We start from the raw sequence: 21,006 nt of genomic DNA, 5'->3' as shown, positions 1-21,006 counted from the left end.
CATGACCAGGTTTCTCCTCCGGCGGCTCGCCGCGATGGTCGGGATGCTGTTGCTGGTGTCGTTCCTGGTGTTCAGCCTGCTCGCGCTGGCGCCGGGGTCGCTGCTGGCGACGCTGATGGGCACCGCGCCGACCACGCCGGAGCTGATCGAGGCGACCACGCGGAAGTACCACCTGGACGACCCATTCCCGGTGCAGTACGGGCGATGGCTGGCCTCGGCGGTCCAGTTGGACCTGGGCACCTCCGTGCGGTCGGGCGAGGACGTGATCGACGCGTTGGGCCAGACCCTGCCCATGTCGTTCCAGTTGGCGCTGTTCGCGTTGCTGCTCGTGGTGGTGATCGGCATCCCGCTCGGCGCCGCGGCAGGCCTGCGGCGGGGCACCACGACGGACCGCGTGGTGTCCACTGTGGCCGCTTTCGGGATGAGCGCGCCGCCGTTCGCGGTCGGTCTGCTGCTGGTGTACGTGTTCGGGGTCCTGCTCGACTGGTTCCCCGTGTTCGGAGCGGGCGAGGGCTTCGGCGACAGCATCCGGCACCTCGTCCTGCCGGCGGTGTCGCTGGCCACCGCGCTGATGGCGATCGTGTTGCGGCAGACGAGGGCGGCGATGCTCGACGTGATGGACCAGGACTACATCACCTTCGCCAGGGCGCGGGGTGTGGCGCCGGCGCGGGTGCTGGTCGCCTACGCGCTGCGCAACGCGGCGGTCCCGATCGTGACCTCCTCCGGGGTGGTGCTGATCGCGGCGCTGTCCGGCGCCGTGCTGGTGGAGACGGTGTTCTCGCTGCCCGGGGTCGGGTCGCTGCTGGTGGTTTCGGTCAACACCAAGGACATTCCGATGGTGCAGGGCATCGCCCTGGTCGCCGCGGCCTTCGTGATCCTGGTCAACCTGGCGGTCGACGTGCTCACCGGGCTGCTCGACCCGCGCATCCGGACCCGGCAGGTGGCGTCGTGAGGCGGCTGGGCCTGCCCGCGATCGCCGCGGCCGTGCCGCTCGCGGTGATCCTGGTCTGCGTCGTCACCGGCGACGCGCTCGCCCCGTACCCGCCGAACGCGCAGGACCTGATGCTCAGCTCCGGCGGGCCGAGTCCGCAGCACTGGCTGGGCACCGACGACCTGGGCCGGGACGTGCTGTCCCGGGTGATCTCCGGCGCCCGGGTCGCGGTGATCGGCCCGCTCGTGGTGGCCCTGGTCGCGGTGGCGGTGGGCATCTGCCTCGGCCTGGCCGCGGCGTACTACCGGGGCCCCGTGGACGCGGTGATCAGCCGGCTGGTGGACGTGATGTACGCGTTGCCGGCGCTGCTGGTGGCGATCGTCGTGGTGGGCATCTCCTCGGGCGGCTACCCGGTGACCGTGCTGGTGCTGTCGCTGCTGTCCATGCCGACCGCGATCCGCATGATCCGCAGCGCCGCGAGCGTCCAGAGTGGACTCCCGTACGTGGAGGCCGCGCAGAGCCTGCGGCTGCCCGCGCGCACGGTGATGTTCCGGCACATCCTGCCCAACATCGTGCCCACCGTGGTGGCCACGTTCCTGCTGGACTTCGTCGTCGCCCTGATCGCCTTCTCCGCACTGGCCTTCCTGGGCATCGGCGGGGAGCCGGGCAGCGCGGAATGGGGTGTGATGATCGCCGACGGGCGCGAGCAGATCCTGTCCGAGCCGTGGCTGTCACTGGCGCCGGCCGTGCTGATCATGCTCACCGCGACCTGCGCGACCGTGCTGGGGGACAGCGTCTACGACCGGCTCACGGCACGGCGGGAGGCACGATGAGTCTGCTCACGGTGGACAGCGTGGACATCAGCCACCGGGATCGTCGGCTGGTGCGGGACGTGGCCTTCGCCGTCGAGGCGGGGACGTCGGTCGGCATCGTCGGCGAGTCCGGCAGCGGCAAGTCGCTCACCGTCCGCGCCCTGGTCGGCCTGCTCCCCCGCGAGGTGAGCGCGACCGGTTCGGTGACCTTCGACGGCTCGGAGCTGCTCGGGCTGACCGACGGCGACCTCCGGACCGTGCGCGGCGGCCGGATCAGCCTGCTGATGCAGGACCCGTTCTCCATGCTCAACCCCGTGCAGACCGCGTTCGCGCACGTGGCGGAGGGCCTGCCGACCCTCCGCCGCAACCGCGCCAAGCTGCGCGCCGAGGTCTACGGGCGGCTGGAGGAGGTCGGCCTGGACCCCGCGCGGACCGCCCACCGCTATCCGTTCCAGCTCTCCGGCGGTATGCGGCAGCGCGTCGCGCTGGCCGCGGCGCTGGCCGGCGACCCGGAGCTGCTCATCGCGGACGAGCCCACCACCGCGCTGGACGCCACCACGCAGGCGCAGATCCTCGCCATGCTCGATCGCCTGCGGCGCAGACGGGGAATGGCCCTGGTGCTGGTCACCCACGACCTCGGCGTGGCGTTCTCGGTGTGCGACCGGATCATGGTCATGTACGCCGGGAGCCTGGTCGAGCAGGCCCCCGCCGACGAGCTGCGGCGCACCCCGCAGCACCCGTACACGGCCGGGCTGTTGCGCTCGTACCTGCCGATCGACCGCCGGGTCGAGCGGTTGCAGTCCATTCCCGGGCGGGTGCCGCCCGCGGACTCGGTCGGCGGGCAGTGCGGGTTCGCGTCCCGCTGCGCCTGGGCCGTGGACACCTGCCGGTCCGAGCGGCCGGCGCTGCGGGCCACCAAGCCCGGTCACACGACCGCGTGCCTGCGTGTCGAGGAGATCGGCCCGGAGCTCCTCGGCACGGCCGAGGAGGACACGCAGGGCACCGGAGACGTCGACGTGGCCGCCTCCGGTGTCCTGCTCACCGTGCGCGAACTGCGCAAGTCCTACCGGGACCTGGCCGGCGCGAGGCAACGTTCCCAGGCGTTGAAGGGGGTGTCCTTCGACGTCGGCGCGCACGAGTCGGTCGGCCTGGTCGGCGAGTCCGGATCGGGCAAGACCACCATCGCCCGGACACTGCTCGGGCTGGTCCACCCGGACTCCGGGAGCATCGAGCTGGGTGGGCTCGACCTGGCCGACTACAAGCGGCTCAGCCGTGCCCAGTCGCGCGGCGTCGCCCATCTCGTGCAGGTGGTCTTCCAAGACCCGTACTCGTCGCTGAACCCCGTCCGCACCGTCGGCGCCACCTTGCGGGAGGCGATCACCGCCCGCGACCGCGATGCCGACCACCGGGCGGAGATCGCCGAACTGCTCACGCAGGTCGGGCTCACCGAGCAGCACGCGCGGCGGCGCCCCGCGCAGCTCTCCGGTGGCGAGCGGCAGCGGATCGCGATCGCGCGGGCCGTAGCGCTGCGCCCCAGGCTGCTGATCTGTGACGAGCCGGTAGCCGCACTGGACGTGTCGGTCCGCGCCGAGATCCTGTCCCTGCTCCGGCTGCTGCGACAGCAGTACCGGATGAGCATGCTCTTCATCACCCATGAACTGTCCGTCGTCCGGCAGATGACCGATCGCGTCCTGGTGCTCTACCAGGGCGAAATCGTCGAACAGGGCCGCACGGCCGATGTCCTCGACAACCCCGGGCACGAGTACACCGCCCGCCTCGTGGGCTCGGTGCTCGGACTCGATCAGGAAGGAGCCACCAGGTGACCGACGGCCGTGTGGGCCCCAAGACCCCGGTGTCCGGCGAACGAGCGGTGTGCTCCAGCCAGCACCCGATCGTCACGGACACGATGCGCGACGTGCTGGCCGGCGGCGGCACGGCGGTGGACGCCGTCATCGCCGGGTCGCTGGTGCAGGCCGTCGTGCAGCAGGACCTGACCAACCACGCCGGCATGTTCACGATGCTGTTCTGGGAAGCCGACACCGGGACCGTGCACGAACTCAACAGCCACGGCATGATCGCGCCGGACCTGCCGCCCTTCCACCGGGTGCCGCCGCCGCGCAGCCAGTACTCGGCGACAGGGGCCGGGCCCTACGCGGTGATCCCCGGGTTCATGCCCGGCATGAAAGCGCTCTACGAACGGTTCGCCACCCGCCCCTGGGCGGAGCTGTGCGCGCCCGCGGTGCACTGGGCCGAGGTCGGCCACGTGGTGGACTCCTTCGAGCACCTGGTCATGGCCCAGTCGTACGACTTCTTCCTCTACACCCCCTCCGGCCGGGCCCACTTCGCACCCGGCGGGCACCTGCCCCAGGTCGGCGACCGGTGGCCCAAACCGGAGCTGCACCGCACCATGCGGCGGCTGGCCGAGGAAGGCCCGGACTACTTCATCACCGGCGGCTGGGCACAGGACTTCCTGCGCCGCGCCAACGAACTGGGCTGGCCGATCACCGCCGAGCACATGGCGGTCTCGCGGCCCGAATGGGGCAGCGGACTGCGCTACGAGCACCGCGGGCACGAGATCGTGCAGCTCTCGCCGCCGGAGCGGCAGGCGGTGTTCTGCTCGATGGTGCTGGGCATCCTGGACGAACTCGACATCACCTCGGTCGGTCACTACACCGAGTCGGCCGAAGCGCTGTACTACCTGGCGCACGCGCTGCGGCGAGCCGACAAGGAGGCGAACCTCGTCAACGACCCGCGGATCTTCGAGAATCCGGCCGAGGTGTTGATGTCCCGGGACTTCCACGCCATGGTGGCCGAGCTGATCCGCCGGAGCAGGCCCACCGTCGACCTCGCCAAGCACGTCGAGGTGACCGGCGGCGCGGCCCGGCTGGCCGCGATCGGGCAGCTCACCCCGCCCACCCCGGCCCAGTCCGCCGGTAGCTGCGAACTGTCCATCGTGGACCAGCACGGCAACTGGGTGCAGTCGATGAACACCCTCCAGGGCTCGGGCATCCCGGGCGAGGTGATCGGCGGGGTGCCGATGATCGGCAGCAACGGGATCAACAGGATGGACATGTGGTTGGGCGGCTGGTTCACCGGCGGCGCCCGGATGCGGTGCGCGATCGGCAACACCCTGGTCTTCAAGGACGGCCGCCCCGTCCTGGGCCTGGGCTCCCCGGGCAGCGTCTACTGCACGGTGCCGCAGGTCCTGTCGAACATCCTGGACTACGGGATGGACCCCTACGCCGCCGAGGACGCGCCCCGGCTCTACCCGCTGGGCGAGGACTACCAGTTCTCCATGGAAAGCCGGGTGCCCGACGAGGTCACCCGGGGAGTGATGTCGCTCGGGCTGCTGATGTCGCCGCTGCCCGCCTACGACTGGCACCTGGGCTCGTACCAGATGAGCTGGCGTGGTGACGACGGCAAGCTGTTCGGCTCCGCCGGACCGCGCCGCGCGGGCAGCGCCGCCGCCCTGTGAACCCGAAAGGACCGTCCACAGTGAACAACACCGAGACAGGGCACAGCGCGCCGGCCACGCTCGTGGCCCACGACGGCCGGGCCGACCGGCTCGCGGACGTGCTCCGGGTGACCGGCGAAGTCTCCGCCGAGCGGCTGATGGCCGTGCTGTCGCCGATGGCGCGCTGGACCAAGCACGCGGGCACCCCGGGAGAGCTGGACAGCCTCGCCTACCTGCGCGGCGTCCTCGACGACCTGGGCTTCGCCACCCGGCTGATCAGCCACGACGCCTACATCAGCCTTCCGGTGTCGGCCCGGGTGGACGTCACGGGCGGCACCCTCGCCGCGCTCGCCGTGTCGTTCTCCCGCTCCACGCCCCCGACCGGCGTGACCGGGCGCCTGGTGGCGGTGGGCCGGGGCACGGCCGACGACTACGACGGTCTGGACGTCACCGGGTGCGTGGTGCTGGTCGACGGCGTGCCCGGACCGGATCAGACCATCGAGGCCGGCCGACGGGGCGCGATCGCCCAGGTGCACGTCAGCCCGCACGACAAGCTGCACGAGATGTGCGTGTCCCCGGTCTGGGGCAGCCCCGGCGACGACACCGTGCACCAGTTGCCCGGCACCGCGGTGTGCTCGGTCTCCGCGACCGACGGCGCCCGTCTGCGGGAGTCGGCCGCGGCGGGCGGCGAGGTCACCGTGCACACCGAGATCGACACCGGCTGGCGGCCCACCCCGATCCTGGTCGCGGACCTGCCCAGCGAGCAGGGCGGGGAGGCCGAACCGTTCGTGTTCTTCACCGGCCACCACGACACCTGGCACCACGGCCTGATGGACAACGGAACCGCGAACGCCACCATGGTCGAGGTCGCCCGGATCGCCGCCGCGCACCGCGACCGGTGGCGGCGGGGGCTGCGCCTGGCCTTCTGGTCCGGGCACTCCCAGGGCCGCTACTCCGGTTCGGCCTGGTACGCCGACCAGCACTGGGAGGAGCTGGAGGCGCGGGCCGTCGTCCACGTCAACATCGACTCGACCGGGGGGAACGGCAACACGGTGGTCGCCGACGCGACCTCGGCCGCCGAACTGGGCGAGCTGGCCCAGGAGGCGCTGAGCACGCAGGCGGGCCAGGACTGGGCGGGCCGCCGGATGCACCGTGCCGGCGACCAGTCGTTCTGGGGCATCGGGGTGCCCGCCATCTTCGCGAACATGAGCGAGCAGCCGATCGACCCGGCGCTGCTCAACGCCCAGGCAGCCGTGTTCGGCGGCGGGCCGCGCAAGGGCAACGGCACCGGGTGGTGGTGGCACACCCGCGAGGACACCCTGGACAAGATCGACCCGGTGCTGCTGGCCCGCGACACCCGCATCTACCTGCACGCGGTGTGGCGCCTGCTGACCGATCCCGTGCTGCCGCTCGACTTCACCCGCACCTGCGACGCGCTCGTCGAGCGGCTGCGCGAGTTGCAGACGGCCTCCGGCGGGCGGCTCGACCTGTCGGTCGCCGTCGAGCGGGGGCTGCGTGCGCGGGAACTGGCGGCGAGCGTGTGGGCCACGCGGGAATCGGCGGACCCGGACCGGTTCAACTCGATCGTGCACCGGCTGTCCCGGTTGCTGGTGCCGCTCGACTACACCCGCGGGGACCGGTTCCGGCACGACCCCGCGCTGTTCGTCGGCGGACTCCCCGGACTGGCCGACGCACCCCGACTCGCCGAACTGGACCCCGCCGGCGCGCCGTTCCGCTTCCTGCACACCCGACTGCTGCGCGAGCGCAACCGCGTCACCGCGGGCCTGCGGGACGTCGTGTCCTTCCTGGAAGGCGCCCTCGCATGACCGGGCCGAGCGGACCGCGGTACCTGGTCACCGGTGCCGCGGGCCGGATCGGGCGGGCCACGGCGAACCTGCTCGCCGAGCGCGGCGCACGCGTGATCACCCAGGACCGGGCCTCCGGGGTGGACGTCCGGGCCGACCTCGCCGGCACCGACCTGTTCTCCGTGGTGGACGAGGCGGAGGCGGCGGGGCCGCTGGACGGGGTCGTGCTCGCGCACGGCATCTACCCGAACCTGCCGATCAGCGAGATGACCGTGACGGAATGGGACACGGTCTTCGCCGTGAACGTCCGGTCGGTCATGCTGATCACCCGCGAGCTGTTCCGGCGGTGGATCCCGCGCGGCACCGCGGGCTCGATCGTCATCGTCTCCTCGGGTGCGGCCCGGTCCGCGCGCGCCGGCGGCGGGCACTACTGCTCCTCCAAGGCCGCGGTCGAGATGTTCACCCACGTCAGCGCGATCGAGGGCGGTCCGCACGGGATCCGGGTGAACGCCGTCGCACCAGGCCTGGTGTTGGACGAGGTGATCCACCCGGACACCCCGGACGTGCCCGACTACTTCGCGCAGACCCTCGCGGCCACACCGCTGCGCCGCACCGGCGACCCGGCCGACATCGCCGAGGCCTGCGCGTTCCTGCTGTCCGACCGCGCGTCGTGGACCACCGGGGCGATCATCGACGTCAGCGGCGGCTCGCACACCGGCCGCCCGCACCTACCGTTGACGAGGGACCTGACATGACCATCCACATCGTGGGCGCGGGCGCCATCGGCGGACTGGTCGGGGCCCACCTGCACCGGGCCGGGCACGAGGTGGTCCTGGTCGACGCCAACGCCGAGCACGTGGCCGCGATCGCCGCCGGCGGGCTGCGGATCTCCGGCGAGGCGGAGTTCGTCGCGCGGCCCCGCGCGGTGCGTCCGGACCAGTTGGCCGAGCCGCTGCACACCGTGCTGCTGGCCGTGAAGTCCCGGCACACGCAGGACGCGCTGCGGGTGATCGGACCTCTGCTGGCCGAAGACGGGTACGTGGTGTCGCTGCAGAACGGCTTGGAGGAGTACCCGATCGCAGGCGCCGTCGGTCTACACCGGACGGTCGGGGCACTGGTCACGTTCGGCGGCTTCTACCAGGAACCGGGCCACATCGTCTACGGCGGCGCCGGCACCTTCCGCATCGGGGAACCCGACGGCGCCACCAGCGAGCGGGTGCGCGAGCTGGCACGGCTGCTCGGCGAGTTCCACCCGACCGAGGTCACCGACAACATCTTCGGCCACCTGTGGTCGAAGACGGCGATCGCGGCGGTGTACTTCGCCACCGCGGTGGCGGACGAGGACGTGCCGGTCCTGCTGGCCCGCCACGAGCACCGCCCACTGTTCGGCCGTCTCGTCGGGGAAGTCGAGCGAGTCGCCCGAGCGGCGGGCGTGCGATGCGAAACCGTCGACGGGTTCGACCCCACCCTGTTCACCGTGGACACCGAGGCGGACCGGGAGAGCGTCGAAGCGGCCTGGCAGGCGCAGATCACCTACTGGGTCGCACATCAGCAGACCCGCACCGGCGTGTGGCGAGACCTGGCGATCCACCACCGGCCCACCGAGGTGGACCACATCCTCGGGCCGGTACTGGACGCCGCGGACCGGCACGACGTCGCCGTCCCGCACGTGCGCGCGGTGGTCGACGCGGTGCACCGGGCCGAACGGGATGCGAGCACGATGGGCACCGCCGTGCTGGACGAACTCGCCGACGTGCGCTGAACCCGAGGTGCCGAGGGCGGTGTGGAACTGGGCCAGTGCCCGGCACTTGGGTGCTCCCCGCACCCGCCGGCCCCGGTGACCGGGGATGTCGAAGATCGCCCGGGTCACCGGGGCCGGGTCGCGAATCCGGCTGCCTAGTACCAGTACCAACGCCGTTCCGGCTTGGTGTTAAAGACGCGTCGCAGCATCGCGGCCATGATCGCTCACCTCCTCCCGGTGTCGTGGTGCTCGTTCGGCCCGCGTGCGGTGCAGGGTGAAGGGCCGGGGGACGATGCCCTCGGACATGACCGCACGCGTGTCACCTCCGGTGACCGACAGTCGGGCGCCCTCGGCCAGCGCGGCCAACGCCTCGATGACCAGCGTCTGCGCCACCGAGGCGCCAGGGCAGGCGAAAGGGCCCGCGCCGAACGGGATGTAGGGGCCGTGCCCGCCGGACTGCGCCCAGCGTTCGGGTCGGTACACCTCGGGGTCGGTCCAGCGACGCGGGTCGTGGTGCAGCAGATGAGGGCTGACCGAGACGAGATCGCCGGAGCGCAAACAGGTCCCCGCGAAGGTGGTGGGACGGGGGACGGTGCGGCGGAGCATCCAGGGTATCGGCCGATACCTCAACGCTTCCCGCACGATCTGGTCGGCGGGCCACGGCCAAGAGGAACCGGCGGTGTGGTGCAGGCAGGCCAGCAGCACCGACCAGGCCAGTGACGCGGCCACCGGCGCCGCGACCGCGCGGAACATCGTCAGGTGCACCCTGGCCACCGTCCGGTCCGCCAGATCGTCCGGGCACGCGCCCAGCACGGCGTCCAGCACATCGCGCGGCTCGCCGACACCGTGTCGCCGGCGGTGCTGCACCTGCTCGGTCAAAGCCTCGATCACCTTGGCCCGCGCCACCTCCGCCCGCGCCCGCCGCCACACCCGCGACGCGCGGAACACCACGCCCACGTCCGCGGCCCGGTCCGCACACCGCCGCGTGCCGGCCGGTGTGCCGGGGTGCAGCAGCAGGTCCGCCAGGCAGCGGTACACCAGCCGGTTCCCGGCCGCGGGCCACCGGCTGACCGACGGCAGCCCGGCCACCGCCGAGGTCAACGCCGCGCGGTAATCCGGCAGGCGGGCCCGAAGGACATCACGCACCGCATGGCCGACCTCGACCTGCACCGCCCGCGTCGGCAGCAGGTCGCCGAAAAACCCCGACCTGCCCGCGTTGAATTCCCGGGCACGCAACAGCACCTGCGCCGGCTCCGGGTCGCCCAGGCACCAACCGCCGCCGGGCAACCGGATCACCTCCGTCGCGCTGCGCCGGCGGAGGTCCTCGACGTACTCCAGCGGATCGCGCCGCAACCGGCGCCTGTCACCGATCCTCATCACGCGATGCCCTCCGTGAGCTGCTTCGACCTCGGCCTCCGACGCTCCCGGCGGACGCCTCCGCTCACCGGAGACTTCCCACCAGAGGTCGAGGTGCACGCAGGCCGGCCGGTCACAACCCGAACGAGGAGCGACACCACTCGACCAGGGGGCCGATCGACTCGCACCGTCACCGACTACGCATTGACTGGGGGCGTTGGAGTCAAGCCAAGGGCCTGTAGGACCGGATCGTCGGGTCGCGAGGGGGCAGGCCAGGCCATGGCGGTCGTCTACATCGGACAACGGCGTCCGCCGATGATCGATCAGATGAGACCACGTTGGCGCGCCACCACGACGGCGTCCCGGCGTTGGCTCACTCCGAGCTTGCGGTAGATGCCGCGCAGGTGGGTCTTGACCGTGTTGACGGACACGAACATCGAGTCGGCGATCTCCTCGGCCGTGCGCATCGACGGCAATTCCACCAACAGCGCGCGCTCGCGGGTGGTCAGGCCCTCGGGCTGGCCGGTGGACGCCGTCGGGACGGTGGTCATCACCGCGGTGGCGAAGCGGTCCAGTCTGCCGAACCGGCCGGCGCCTCTGGCGAGGAGGTCGCGGACCGGTTTGCCCGCGTTGTAGAACGGCCGCAGCGCGTGCAGAGGTTCGGCCGCCGCCAGCGCCTTGCGCAGCGCGTCGTGGGCCTGTTGGGCGTTGCCCTCGCGGGCCAGGAGGGTCGACTCCAGGACCCAGGCGTCGACCAGGGTGCCGGGGGCGACGGCGTCGGACTGCCCGCGCAGCAACGGTTCCAGCAGCTTGTGGACCTGGGTTGCCCGGCCGCGGTGGGCCAGCAGCACGGCTTGGGCCAAGGCGTGTTCGCCGGACGGGCCGATCACCGACTCCACGTAGCCCGCCAGGTCGGCCGCCCACTGCTCCTCCCCCACGCGCAACGCCATGCGCTGCGCGGTGGGCGCGACCTCGGCGACCACGTGCGGGGCGACGTGGCCGTCGGCGAACCCGCGCCACTGCTTCCACAGCGTCGCCACCACCGCGTGCGGGTCGTCCGCCCGGTCGAACGAGGTGATCGCGTGCACCGCGGCCACGACCAGCTCCAGCGTCCGGTCCGCCGCGTCCGGCAGGGCGTTCACGGCGCGGGTGGCCATCGCGCGGGCCGTGGCGTCGTCCAGGCACCGGTGTGCGTGAGCGGCGAGCACGGCGTAGACCACCGCGCAGGCGGGGCGGTCCAACCAGTCGTGCGCTGCGGCCACGTCGAGTGCCCGGTCGGCTTGGTGCGCCATCCCCGACGCGTCGCCGCGGGCCGCCGCCACGGCCGCGAGGTGGGCCAGGCATTCCAGGGTCGCGTGGTCGAAGCCGCCGCGCACGGCCGCGTCCAGCGTGTGCCGCAGGTCCTGTTCGGCTTCATCGAGCCGGCCCGACCACAGGTGGGCGATGCCGCGTTCCCGCCGTGCCAGCACGTCGACGGCGGCGTCGCCGGTGCGGCCCGCCTGCGTCGCGGACAGGGCGAGCAGCGGCCCGGCCAGGTCGCCCTGGTAACGCGCGTGGTGCAGGCGCACGGCGGCGTGCAGGGCCCGCGTGCGGTCCGAGGTCAGCGTGGCTTCGCCCACGTGTCCGAGCAGCCAGGAAGCGGCGGCCACGTCGCCCGCGTCCAGCGCGGCCACCGCGCCCACCAGTGCGACCAGGGGCCGTTCGGACAGCGGCTGCGCCACCGCGGTCAGCAGCTCGTGCAGGCGGGGTCCGTTGCCGCACAGCACTTCCACCAAGCCGTGGCGGCCGACGAGGTCCGCGGTCAGGTCGGGCCGCTCCCCGTGCACGGCGTGCTCCAGCGCGACCAGCGGGCGGCCGTGGTCGCGGTGCCACGTCGCCGCCGCCAGGTGCAGGCGGGGGCGGTCGCGGGGACGTGTCCGGTCGAGTTCGGCGGCCAGGTGGTCGCGCAGCAGCGGGTGGTAGCGGAACCATCCGTCGGTGTCGGCGGCGGACACCAGGGCGTGGGTGCGACGGAGGTCCTGGAGCAGCCGGCCCGCCTCGGGTTCCTCGGCCACGGCGGCGGCGAGGTCCGCCGACACCTCGTCGCACACACTGGTCGCCACGAGCATCCGCCGCGCCCGCTCGCCGTGCGGCGCGAGCACCTCCTCGACGAGGTAGTCCGCGACGGCGGGCAGCGCGCCGCTGAAGGCGGCCGGCGAGCCCGTCAGCGCGGCCAGCCGGAGGCCGGCCGTCCAGCCTTCGGTGAGGCCCAGGACGTGGTCGAGGTCCCGCGCGTCGAGTCTCAGGTCGTGGTGGGCGAACAGCTCCTCGGCCTCCTCGCGGGTGAACGCGAGGTCGCGCTCTCCCACCACCCGCAGCCTGCCCTCCAGCCACAGCCGGGACAGCCGCAACGGCGGCACGTGCCGCCCCGCCAGCACCAACCGCAGCGGCCCGGGTGTGTGCCGCACGAGCAGTTCCAGGCCCCGCAACGCAGCCCGGTCGTCCAGCAGGTGCACGTCGTCCACCACCAGGTGCACCGGGGACGGCAGGTGTTCCAGCACGGCGATCAGCAGAGCCGGGAAGTCCGGTTCGGCCGGCGGCGGGAGGTCCGGCAGGTCGCCGCCCGCCCCGATCGCGTCCACCAGCGCCTCCCGCACCGCCGACCACAGGTAGGGAGAGGTGTTGTCGTGCGCGTCGAGCGTCACCCACGCCACGCGCGCGGTCTCGCGCCGCCGGGTCCACATCGCCAGCGCGGTGGTCTTGCCCGCGCCGGCCGGACCGGTCACCACGGTGACCGGCGGCGCGGCGGTCGTCGCGGCGGTGTGCTGGTCCAGGAGTGCGACGAGCCTGCGCCGGTGCACCATCGGCGCCTCGGCGAGCGGGACGCGCAGCTTCGGCGGCGCCACCGGGTGGCCCGGCTCCCGCTCGTGGCCGGTGTCCGCTGGTTCGTGCCGCTCCGACATGCTGTACGCCCTTCTGCTCTACCGGTGGTGGTCCGGTGTGCCCGATCGCCGGGCCGCCTCGTGAGTGGACCACCGGTTGATCGGGCGGCGGCGGTAGGAACGATCATCGGGGTTCGGATCACGAGCGCTCCTCACCCTCAGCGGGTGACGAGAGTGGTGCCGGCACAGGAGGTTGCCCAGATCTGGCGAACGGGGTCACGTGTCCCGCGCGATCGCCCGCACGGCGGCGTCCGAACGGGTCTCCCGGCCGGCGGAGGACACCACGCGGAGGTCCGATCCGGACTGGTCCACCAGCAGGAGACCTGTGACGCAACCCACGCCACTGTGGCCGGTCACCGGGCGGTCGCCACCTGCCGGACGACCGGTGTGCCCCGGGCGGTGAGCGACGTGGCGGCCAGGCGCAGCCCGGCAGCCGAGCCGCGGGTGCGGCGCAGCAGCACGGCGAGGTCCTCCGGGGACAGCACGACGCGGTGCGCCCGCAGAAGCTCCGCCGCCTCGCGTTCGGTGAACGCGAGGTCCTCCGCGCCGATCTCGTGCAGCCGGCCGCGGGCCCGCAGCCACGGGCGCAGCGGCGGCGGCGTGCGGCCGACGAGGACCAGCCGCAGCGACGGGTGGCGGGCCAGCGTCGCCAGCAGGCGGGCCGCCGGCCGCCCGGCGAGCACGTCCGCGTCGTCCAGCACCAGGCACAGCGGCGACACCGGCGCGGCGGTCCGCCGCGGGCGCGGGATCAGCCGCGCCAGCGGAGACCCGTCGGCGGAGACCACCGCGTCGTGCACGGCCTCGCTCAGCGCCGCGGGCTCGCCGTGCCGGTCGTCGAGCGGGATGACGACGACCAGCGGCGCGGCGCCGTCGCCGGAGGCCGCGCGGTCGGCGCACCGCGCGGCCCAGCTCGCCACCAGGGCGGTCTTGCCCGCCCCGGTCGGCGCGTGCACGAGGGCTACCGGGGCGGGCCGGCCACCGTGGCCCGCCACCCGGTCCAGCGCGGCGAACAGCCGCTCCCGCGCGAGCACACCGGTCAGGGACATGACGCCTCCGGTGCCGGTGCGGTCGGTTCCGCGAGCGCGGCGGCCAGGCGCACCACCGCCCGCGGGAGGGCGGCGGCGAGCAGCACCGCCACCACCACGACGCTGTCGGCGCCGCAGGGCAGCCGACCCGCGCGCCGCTCGACGACCAGCGGCACCAGGGCGATCAGGACACACAACAGGGCGAGGCGGCGGCCTTTGTGCCGACGTCCCATGCGGACACCTCCACGGAGAGCCGGCGTGGTCGCGCCGGGACGGGCGTCAGTCGTCGGCGAAGACCTCGCGCAGCGCCTGCTCCTGCGCGGGCGAGAGGTTGGTGAACAGCAGTTCCGGCCGGTCCGGGCCGGCGAACGCGTCCTGCACCTTGTCCAGCACCGCGTCGGTGGTGAGCACGAACAGCGCCGACGTGCCGGGCGTGACCCGTTCCCGGATCTCGCGGATGAGGTCGTCGTCGATGCCGATGTCGGCCAGACCGCCGCTCGCCGCGCCCGTCGCCGCGCCGACCGCCGCGCCGACCAGGGGCGCGAGGAACAGCAGGCCCACGAGCATGCCCCAGAACGCGCCCGTCAACGCGCCGCGCCCGACGAGGTTGTGGAGCTGGCGGACCTTGGGCTTCTTCCGGGCCTCCGGCCACGACACGACGGCCGCGTCGTGCACGGTGATCAGCTTGCTCTTGGCCAGCGACTCCAGCGTCCGCGCGGCCTCGTCGGCCCCGTCGGCGGAGTGGAACTTCCAAATGGTCAGAGTGGCCATGTCACCTTTCCGATCTCATGTTGGGGAACTGGTGCCAGTGCAGCGGCGGCACGTGGTCCGGCGCCTCACCCGACGGAGGCGATCGGCGTGCCGGGTGCGGGCAGGTCGTGGTTCAGCGCCGGGTCGACGCGGGTGAGGACCTCGGCCACGGCGCGCAGCCGGGCGGCGACGCGGTCGCGGTGTCCGGTCAGGACGGCGACCCGCCGCCGCGCCTCGCGGACGATCCGCTCCGCCTCGGCGCGGGCCGCGCTCTCCTGCTCGACCAGCGCCCGCAGCGCTTCCGCCCGCCGGACCGACATGGCCAGCTCGAAGTCCTCTCGGACGCGGTCCCGGGTACGGGTCGCGCGGTCGTCCAGCTCGCGCCGCCGCCGTTCGGCCTCGCGGGTCAGCCCGGCGATCTCGGCGCGGGCCCGGCCCAGCAGCGCGCGGTGCTCGGTCTCGGCGTGCCGGCGCTGCGCCTCCAGTTGCGCGATCAGCGCCTCGTGCCGCCGGCGGCGGGATGCCTCGGCGCGACGCTCGACGGCCCACGCCTGCTCGGCCGCGGCACGGGCGCGCGCGGTGATCTCGCCCGCCTCCTCGTGCGCCAGCCGCACGACGTGCCACGCGCGTTCCTCCGCGCCGTCGAGGTCCGGCGGCGTCCGGCACACCAGGTCCAGCCGGGTCCGCAACGACCGGTTCTCGCGGCGCTGGGCTTCCAGCCGGGCGGCGAGCAGGTCCGCGCAGCGCTGCGCGGCGTCCCGGTCGGCGGTCAGCAGCCGGATGTCGGCCTCCGCCTCGTCCACGTACCGGCGCACCTGGTCGCGGCGGTACCCGCGCCAGGACACGTCGAACGCGGTGCTCAGCGGCACCAGTTCGGCGGTCACGACCGCACCGCCGCGAGCGGGAAGCGGCACAGCGCCCCGACGCCGCCCGCGGGCGCGCCGGGCACACCAGGGCGCAACATGCGCACCGGCACGTCACCGAGGAGAGCGGCCCGCACGGCCACGTCGACCGCCGGCCCGGATCGCCGCGCCCACGGGGCGGAGCGCTTCCCGTCCAGCACGTGCCGGGCCGTCGCGCCGAACCAGGCGGTGGCCGACTCGGCCGGGGTGCTGCCCACCAGCAGTTCCCGCACCCGCCCGCGCGCCAGGGCGTCGATGGTCGCCTCGATCCCCTGCACGGCGTGGCCGGACGTGACGGACCGCTCGGCGAAGTCGGCGAGGCTCTGCGCCGCCCACAGCCGCGCCGTGGACCGCGCCACCTCCGCCAGCTTGTCGCCGCCCGGTTCCCGGACCCGGCGCACCGTGGCGTCCGGGGTGAACGCCGCGCGCAGCGACTCGGCGAACCGCTCGTCGCCGTGGACGACCACCAACCGCGCCGGGAACCGGGCGAGGGTCGCCCGGCACACGTCGACCACGGCCCGCGGCCGGCACCAGACGGACTCCCGCACGCCGGCCTCCAGCCCACCGGGCACGGTGACGACCTCGACACTGGCCCGCCGCGCGTCGACCACGACGCAGGGCGGCCGTTCCTGCGCCCACGCCATGAGGGGCAGCACGTGCGCGGGAGCGCCGAACCGGGCGGAGTCCGGGCCGCGCCGGCCGGGCGTCGCGTACACGGCGGGCACGTGCCCGCCGTCCGCGAACACCGCCACCGGTGTGTCCGGTTCGTCGGAGGCGGCCACCAGGAAGTCCAGGATGGTCGCCTCGTCCGCACCGTCGGCCAGCAGCGCGTCCACCAGTCCGGCCAGGCGGTCCGCCCACGGCGTGCCGGTTGACCGTCCTATGTAGACGGATGCGATGGGGTGCAGGGGCCGGACCACGTCGACGAGCCGGTGGGGTCCGAGCAGGACGGGTGTGCGCACGGCGGCTTCTCCTCGCGCCGGAGGGATGGGGAGTCCGGTGGCGCCGGACCGTCGCGCGCGGCGCCTCGGACCGCGCCCCGACCGCTGGTCCGCCACCGCGCGTTCCGCGACGACCGGACCGGCGCCACCGGCACGGGATGAGGGCCGAGGCCGCGAAGCCCCCCGAAGCCCTCACCCCGCGACATCAGCGTCACGGCGGCACGCGGGGCACGGCGACACCTGCCGCGGGTGAACGTCGGCGCAGCCCCACCCGCGGCGGGTGAGCCGGCCGGAACCGCTCCGGTGCGACCGTCGGCGACGACCGGGCGCTCACCGCGGACGGCGACGGGATCACGGGTGGACGGGCGCGTGCCGCCGCATCACCCAGAGAAGGTGAATATGCGATCGAAAAGGGGAATGGTGGCGCCGCTGGCGCTCGCGCAGTTCATCGCGAGCTTCGCCGCGACGACCATGACGGTGTCCATCGGCGCCATCGCCGACGACCTTCACACTTCGGTGTCCAGTGTGCAACTGATGATCACGCTGTTCACACTCACGATGGCGGCGCTCATGGTGCCCGGCAGCAAGCTGACCGACGTGTGGGGCCGCAAGACGTGCTTCGTCGCGGGTCTCGCCGTGTACGGGACGGGCGCGCTGCTGGCCGCCCTCGCACCCGGGCCCTGGCTGCTGCTGGTGGGCTACTCGGTGCTGGGAGGCGTGGGGTCGGCGCTGATGATCCCGCCCATCTACATCCTGGTGACGGTGGCGTTCGCCGACGTGGCCGGCCGGGCGCGGTCCTTCGCCGCCGTCAGCGCGGCGGGCGGGGTGGGCGCGGCGGCCGGACCGCTCCTGGGCGGGCTGTTGACCACCGCGTTCGGGTGGCGGTCGGCGTTCCTGCTCCAGGCCGCCGTGGTCGCGGCGATCCTGGTGGCCGCCCGCGGGCTGCGCGACCCCGGTCCGCCGCCGCGGTCGAGCCGGTTCGACGTGCCGGGCGCGGTGCTGTCGGGGGCGGCGATGTTCCTGGTGGTGCTGGGCGTCCTGCGCTCGGCGTGGGCGGTGGTCGGGCTCGGCGTCCTGGTGCTGGTCTGGTTCGGGTGGCACATCAGCCGCCGCGCGGACCCGTTGTGCCCGCCCGCCTTGTTCCGCGATCCGCGCACGGTCCTCGGGCTGGCCACGCAGTTGGTGCAGTGGCTGGTGCTGCAAGGCGCGTTCATCGTGCTCTCGGTCTACGCCCAGCAGGTGCGCGGTCTGGACGCGGTGCGCAGCGGTCTGGCGCTCGCACCCGCCACCGCCGGGGTGCTCGCCGCCGCGGCGGTGGCGGAACGCCTGGCGCGCAAGCACCCCCAGCACCGGATCGTCCGCGCCGGGTTCGCCGTGACGGTCGTGGGCGTGGCGCTGCTGGTGTGGCCGGTGCGCCACGACTCCGGGTTCGCGGCATTCCTGCCCGGACTGCTGCTGCTCGGTGCGGGCGTCGGCACGATGCTCACCGCCTCGGTGACCCTGGTGCAGTCGGCGTGGCCGGCCGAGGCGCAGGGCGCGGTGTCCGGGGTGTCCCGGGCCGTGTCGAACCTCGGGTCCTCGCTGGGCACGGCGCTGGCCGGGTCGGCGGTCGCGTCGACCGTCGCCGGCGGCGGGCCGTACGCCTCGGCGCTGGCCGTGCTCGGCGGGTTCGCGGTGGTCGGGTTCGGCGTCGCGGTCCTGCTGCCCCGTCAGTCCGCGCCGCCCCCGCCGACCTGACGGCGGCGGGTCCGCACCGCGTGCACGACCAGCCGGGCCACGCCACCGACCAGCAGCACGTTCCCGCACATCTGCACCGTGACCACCAGCCTCGCGGGGGTGGTCACGGGCGCGATGTCGCCGAACCCGACCGTGGCGAACACCGTGACGGCGAAGTAGGCCGCGTCGACGAAGTCCAACGGCTCGGTGAACGCGGAACTGTCCACTGTGGACAGCAAGTGGTAGCAGCCGGCGAACACCAGCACGAACACGCCCGCCACGAGCACGAGCGCTTGGACGCCCCGCCGCACCGGGTGGTCGGACCGGCCGATCCCCCGCAACTGCCAGGCGATCACCAGCAGCACAACCGCGACGCCCGCCACGACCACCCCGGTCACGGGTACCGGGCCCCGGCCGCAGCCAGGGTGTCCAGCACGTCCTCCCCGTCGGTCAGCAGCGCCAGCACCGACGAGCCCCGGGTGACCCGCCGCCGGCACTCCAGGACGGTGCCGTCGGCGAGACCCGGCCGGGTCAGGCACGCGACGAGCAGCCCGACACCCGCGCCCACCACCGCACCCAGGACCGGGGCGAGCAGCGGCAACCCCGTGATCAGCCCCCAGAACGCGCCACCGAGCACCGCGTCCCCGACGATCCGGCCGGGCCGCCGCACCTCCGGCAGCGCGTAGTCCGGCGGCCACGACACGACCGCCGCGTCCCACAGCTCCGCCTGGCGGTCGTGCAGCAGGTGCAACGCGTCCTCCGCCCCGTCCGGCGAGGCGAACCACCACACCGTCACCACGGCCACGTCGGCTCACCTCCCGCGGCCAGCGCGCGGTCCAGCGCCACCGCCGCCTCCACCAGCGCCAGGTGGGTGAACGCCTGCGGGAAGTTGCCGAGCTGCGCCCCGTCCGGGCCCAACTCCTCCGCGTACAGGCCGACCTCGTTGGCGTGCGTCAGCGCCTTCTCGAACACCAGCCGCGCCTTGGCCGTCCGGCCCGCGCGGGCCAGTTCGGACACGTGGTCGAAGGTGCACAGCGAGAACGTGCCCTCCACGCCGTCCAGCCCGTCCGGTGACGCCGTGGGGTCGTAGCGCAGGACCTGGTCGTCCAGCACGAGATCGCGTTCGACGGCGGCGAGCGTGTCCAGCCACGCCGGGTCGTGCGGCGCGACGAACCCGACCCGGCCCAGCCGCAGCACCGAGGCGTCGAGCACGTCGGAGTCGTAACGCTGCACGAACGCCCGCCGGCCGGGGTGCCAGCCCCTGCGCCACACCTGCTCGTGGATCTCGTCGCGGGCCGCGCGCCAGCGCTCCACCGGCGCGGGCAGCCCCTGCTCGTGCGCGATGCGCAGGCCCCGGTCGAAGGCCACCCAGCTCATCACCCGGCCGTAGGTGAAGTCGTGCCGCCCGCCCCGGGTCTCCCAGATGCCCTCGTCGGGCTGGTCCCAGTTGCCCTCCAGCCAGTCCAGGACCCCCGACAGGGCCCGCCAGCCGCGCCGGCCCACCCTCAGCCCGTGCCCGTGCGCGCGGTGCAGGGCGTCGAACAGCTCGCCGTGGATGTCGAGCTGGAGCTGGTCTCCCGCGGCGTTCCCGACCCGGACCGGCGCCGAGCCGCGGTAGCCCTCCCAGTGGTCGAGCACCCGTTCGGGCACGTGCGGCGAGCCGTCCACCCGGTACAGCACCTTCAACGGCCCGTCGCCCTCCTCGTACCGGTCGGCCAGCCACCGTGCGAACGCCGCCGCCTCGTCGGTGAAACCCAGGTCCAGCAACGCCGACACGGCGAACGAGGCGTCACGGACCCACGTGTAGCGGTAGTCCCAGTTGCGTCCGCCGCCGATGCGCTCGGGCAGCGCCGCCGTGGGGGCGGCCACGATCGCGCCGGTCGGCGCGTAGGTCAGGAGCTTCAACGTGATCGCCGACCGGTCCACGGCCTCGCGCCACCGGCCGCGGTAGTTCGAGCGGGCGAGCCAGGTCTGCCAGAACCGGACGGTGTCCGCGAACGCCTCCTCCACCTCCGCCACCCGCACCGCCCTCAGCGGCCCGCCGAGGTTGGTGTCCAGCACGATCCCGCGCACCTGGCCCTCGGTCAGGCTGATCACCCCGTGCAGGTCCTGCCGGTCTGTCACGCGCAGGTCCGTCGCGCGGGGATCACCCGGCTCACGCACCACGTGCAGCACCACCGACGTGTCGGTGTTCTCGAACACCGCGCCGTCATCGGTGACCACCGTCCTGTGTGGACCGGTGCCGTACTCGAAGCGCGGTGCGACCTCCAGCGCGAAGTCGACCTTGCCCCGCACGCAGCGGGCCATGCGCACGAGCCGCCGACGGGTGGTCGCCATCGTCCCGGCGGGCGGCATGAAGTCGACCACCTCGCCCACGCCGCCGTCGGTGGTGAACCTGGTGATCAGCACGGCGGTGTCCGGGAAGTAGAGCTGCCGCCCGAGCCGCCGGTCGCCGGCCGGGCCGATGCGGCAGTGGCCGCCGCGCTCGCGGTCCAGCACGGACGCGAACACGCTCGGCGAGTCGAAGCGCGGTACGCACCACCAGTCCACGGTGCCGTCCGCGGCGACCAGTGCCGCCGTCTGGAGATCGCCGATCAGGCCGTGCGCCGCGATCGGCGGGTAGTCGTGCTGCTCTGCGTTGGGCATGCCACC

The 21,006-nt window shown here is 73.8% G+C and carries 19 protein-coding genes; 8 read left to right on the top strand and 11 right to left on the bottom strand.

The features are described from left to right. Position 1: 1 nt before the first annotated feature. From ACQPZF_RS11625 to ACQPZF_RS11595, 7 genes are read left to right on the top strand one after another with little or no spacing between them, the layout of a single operon-like run. Positions 2-952, top strand: coding sequence for an ABC transporter permease (locus tag ACQPZF_RS11625; protein WP_433271129.1), 951 nt, complete (start codon positions 2-4; stop codon positions 950-952). Continuing rightward, positions 949-1,764, top strand: a complete 816-nt coding sequence (locus ACQPZF_RS11620) for an ABC transporter permease (RefSeq protein ID WP_433271127.1) — start codon at positions 949-951, stop codon at positions 1,762-1,764. The genes ACQPZF_RS11625 and ACQPZF_RS11620 overlap by 4 nt, the downstream gene beginning before the upstream one ends. Continuing rightward, complete coding sequence (locus ACQPZF_RS11615) at positions 1,761-3,566, top strand: dipeptide ABC transporter ATP-binding protein (protein ID WP_433271125.1); 1,806 nt, start codon at positions 1,761-1,763, stop codon at positions 3,564-3,566. Before ACQPZF_RS11620 ends, ACQPZF_RS11615 begins: the two co-directional genes overlap by 4 nt. Continuing rightward, entirely contained in the window at positions 3,563-5,218 is a 1,656-nt protein-coding gene (locus tag ACQPZF_RS11610) for a gamma-glutamyltransferase (RefSeq protein ID WP_433271123.1), read from the top strand. Before ACQPZF_RS11615 ends, ACQPZF_RS11610 begins: the two co-directional genes overlap by 4 nt. Positions 5,219-5,238: 20 nt before the next feature. Next, complete coding sequence (locus ACQPZF_RS11605; RefSeq protein ID WP_433271120.1) at positions 5,239-7,023, top strand: M28 family peptidase; 1,785 nt, start codon at positions 5,239-5,241, stop codon at positions 7,021-7,023. Continuing rightward, positions 7,020-7,757, top strand: coding sequence for an SDR family NAD(P)-dependent oxidoreductase (locus tag ACQPZF_RS11600; RefSeq protein WP_433271118.1), 738 nt, complete (start codon positions 7,020-7,022; stop codon positions 7,755-7,757). The genes ACQPZF_RS11605 and ACQPZF_RS11600 overlap by 4 nt, the downstream gene beginning before the upstream one ends. Beyond that, positions 7,754-8,764: a ketopantoate reductase family protein gene (locus tag ACQPZF_RS11595; protein WP_433271116.1), complete on the top strand. Its 1,011-nt coding sequence runs from the start codon at positions 7,754-7,756 to the stop codon at positions 8,762-8,764. Before ACQPZF_RS11600 ends, ACQPZF_RS11595 begins: the two co-directional genes overlap by 4 nt. 168 nt (positions 8,765-8,932) lie before the next feature. On the opposite strand, the gene ACQPZF_RS11590 is transcribed toward ACQPZF_RS11595, so the two are convergent. From ACQPZF_RS11590 to ACQPZF_RS11555, 8 genes are all read right to left on the bottom strand, one after another. Then, positions 8,933-10,120 (bottom strand): cytochrome P450, encoded by a 1,188-nt coding sequence (locus tag ACQPZF_RS11590; protein ID WP_433271114.1) that lies wholly within the window; start codon positions 10,118-10,120, stop codon positions 8,933-8,935. Positions 10,121-10,422: 302 nt separating this feature from the next. Continuing rightward, positions 10,423-13,041: an AAA family ATPase gene (locus ACQPZF_RS11585; protein ID WP_433271112.1), complete on the bottom strand. Its 2,619-nt coding sequence runs from the start codon at positions 13,039-13,041 to the stop codon at positions 10,423-10,425. 195 nt (positions 13,042-13,236) lie between these two features. Beyond that, positions 13,237-13,377: a hypothetical protein gene (locus ACQPZF_RS11580; protein WP_433271110.1), complete on the bottom strand. Its 141-nt coding sequence runs from the start codon at positions 13,375-13,377 to the stop codon at positions 13,237-13,239. Further along, entirely contained in the window at positions 13,374-14,066 is a 693-nt protein-coding gene (locus ACQPZF_RS11575; RefSeq protein WP_433271108.1) for an AAA family ATPase, read from the bottom strand. The genes ACQPZF_RS11580 and ACQPZF_RS11575 overlap by 4 nt, the downstream gene beginning before the upstream one ends. After that, positions 14,057-14,278 carry a hypothetical protein gene (locus tag ACQPZF_RS11570; protein ID WP_433271106.1) on the bottom strand — a complete coding sequence of 74 codons (222 nt, stop codon included), beginning with the start codon at positions 14,276-14,278 and terminating at the stop codon, positions 14,057-14,059. The genes ACQPZF_RS11575 and ACQPZF_RS11570 overlap by 10 nt, the downstream gene beginning before the upstream one ends. 46 nt (positions 14,279-14,324) lie before the next feature. After that, positions 14,325-14,816 (bottom strand): DUF1269 domain-containing protein, encoded by a 492-nt coding sequence (locus ACQPZF_RS11565; RefSeq protein ID WP_433271104.1) that lies wholly within the window; start codon positions 14,814-14,816, stop codon positions 14,325-14,327. 65 nt (positions 14,817-14,881) lie between these two features. Beyond that, a complete protein-coding gene (locus ACQPZF_RS11560) occupies positions 14,882-15,679 on the bottom strand; it encodes a metallopeptidase (protein WP_433271102.1) in 798 nt (265 codons plus the stop codon). Beyond that, positions 15,676-16,659, bottom strand: coding sequence for a hypothetical protein (locus ACQPZF_RS11555; RefSeq protein ID WP_433271100.1), 984 nt, complete (start codon positions 16,657-16,659; stop codon positions 15,676-15,678). The genes ACQPZF_RS11560 and ACQPZF_RS11555 overlap by 4 nt, the downstream gene beginning before the upstream one ends. Positions 16,660-17,037: 378 nt before the next feature. On the opposite strand from ACQPZF_RS11555, the gene ACQPZF_RS11550 reads away from it, so the two are divergent. Then, the gene (locus tag ACQPZF_RS11550; RefSeq protein WP_433271099.1) at positions 17,038-18,375 is read left to right on the top strand and encodes an MFS transporter; all 1,338 of its coding nucleotides are present in this window, start codon (positions 17,038-17,040) and stop codon (positions 18,373-18,375) included. Here ACQPZF_RS11550 and ACQPZF_RS11545 read toward each other — a convergent pair. From ACQPZF_RS11545 to ACQPZF_RS11535, 3 genes are read right to left on the bottom strand one after another with little or no spacing between them, the layout of a single operon-like run. After that, positions 18,348-18,752 carry a potassium channel family protein gene (locus tag ACQPZF_RS11545; RefSeq protein ID WP_433271097.1) on the bottom strand — a complete coding sequence of 135 codons (405 nt, stop codon included), beginning with the start codon at positions 18,750-18,752 and terminating at the stop codon, positions 18,348-18,350. The two genes, ACQPZF_RS11550 and ACQPZF_RS11545, sit on opposite strands and share 28 nt — an antisense overlap. After that, positions 18,749-19,159 (bottom strand): DUF1269 domain-containing protein, encoded by a 411-nt coding sequence (locus ACQPZF_RS11540; protein WP_433271095.1) that lies wholly within the window; start codon positions 19,157-19,159, stop codon positions 18,749-18,751. The genes ACQPZF_RS11545 and ACQPZF_RS11540 overlap by 4 nt, the downstream gene beginning before the upstream one ends. Next, the gene (locus ACQPZF_RS11535) at positions 19,147-21,000 is read right to left on the bottom strand and encodes a glycoside hydrolase family 15 protein (protein ID WP_433271092.1); all 1,854 of its coding nucleotides are present in this window, start codon (positions 20,998-21,000) and stop codon (positions 19,147-19,149) included. Before ACQPZF_RS11535 ends, ACQPZF_RS11540 begins: the two co-directional genes overlap by 13 nt. Positions 21,001-21,006: the final 6 nt, after the last annotated feature.

The organism is Actinosynnema sp. CS-041913 (assembly GCF_050942485.1).
Taxonomy (GTDB): domain Bacteria; phylum Actinomycetota; class Actinomycetes; order Mycobacteriales; family Pseudonocardiaceae; genus Actinosynnema.
The sequence above is the reverse complement of the archived record's forward strand: the minus strand, read 5'-3'. Positions and strand labels throughout refer to the sequence as shown.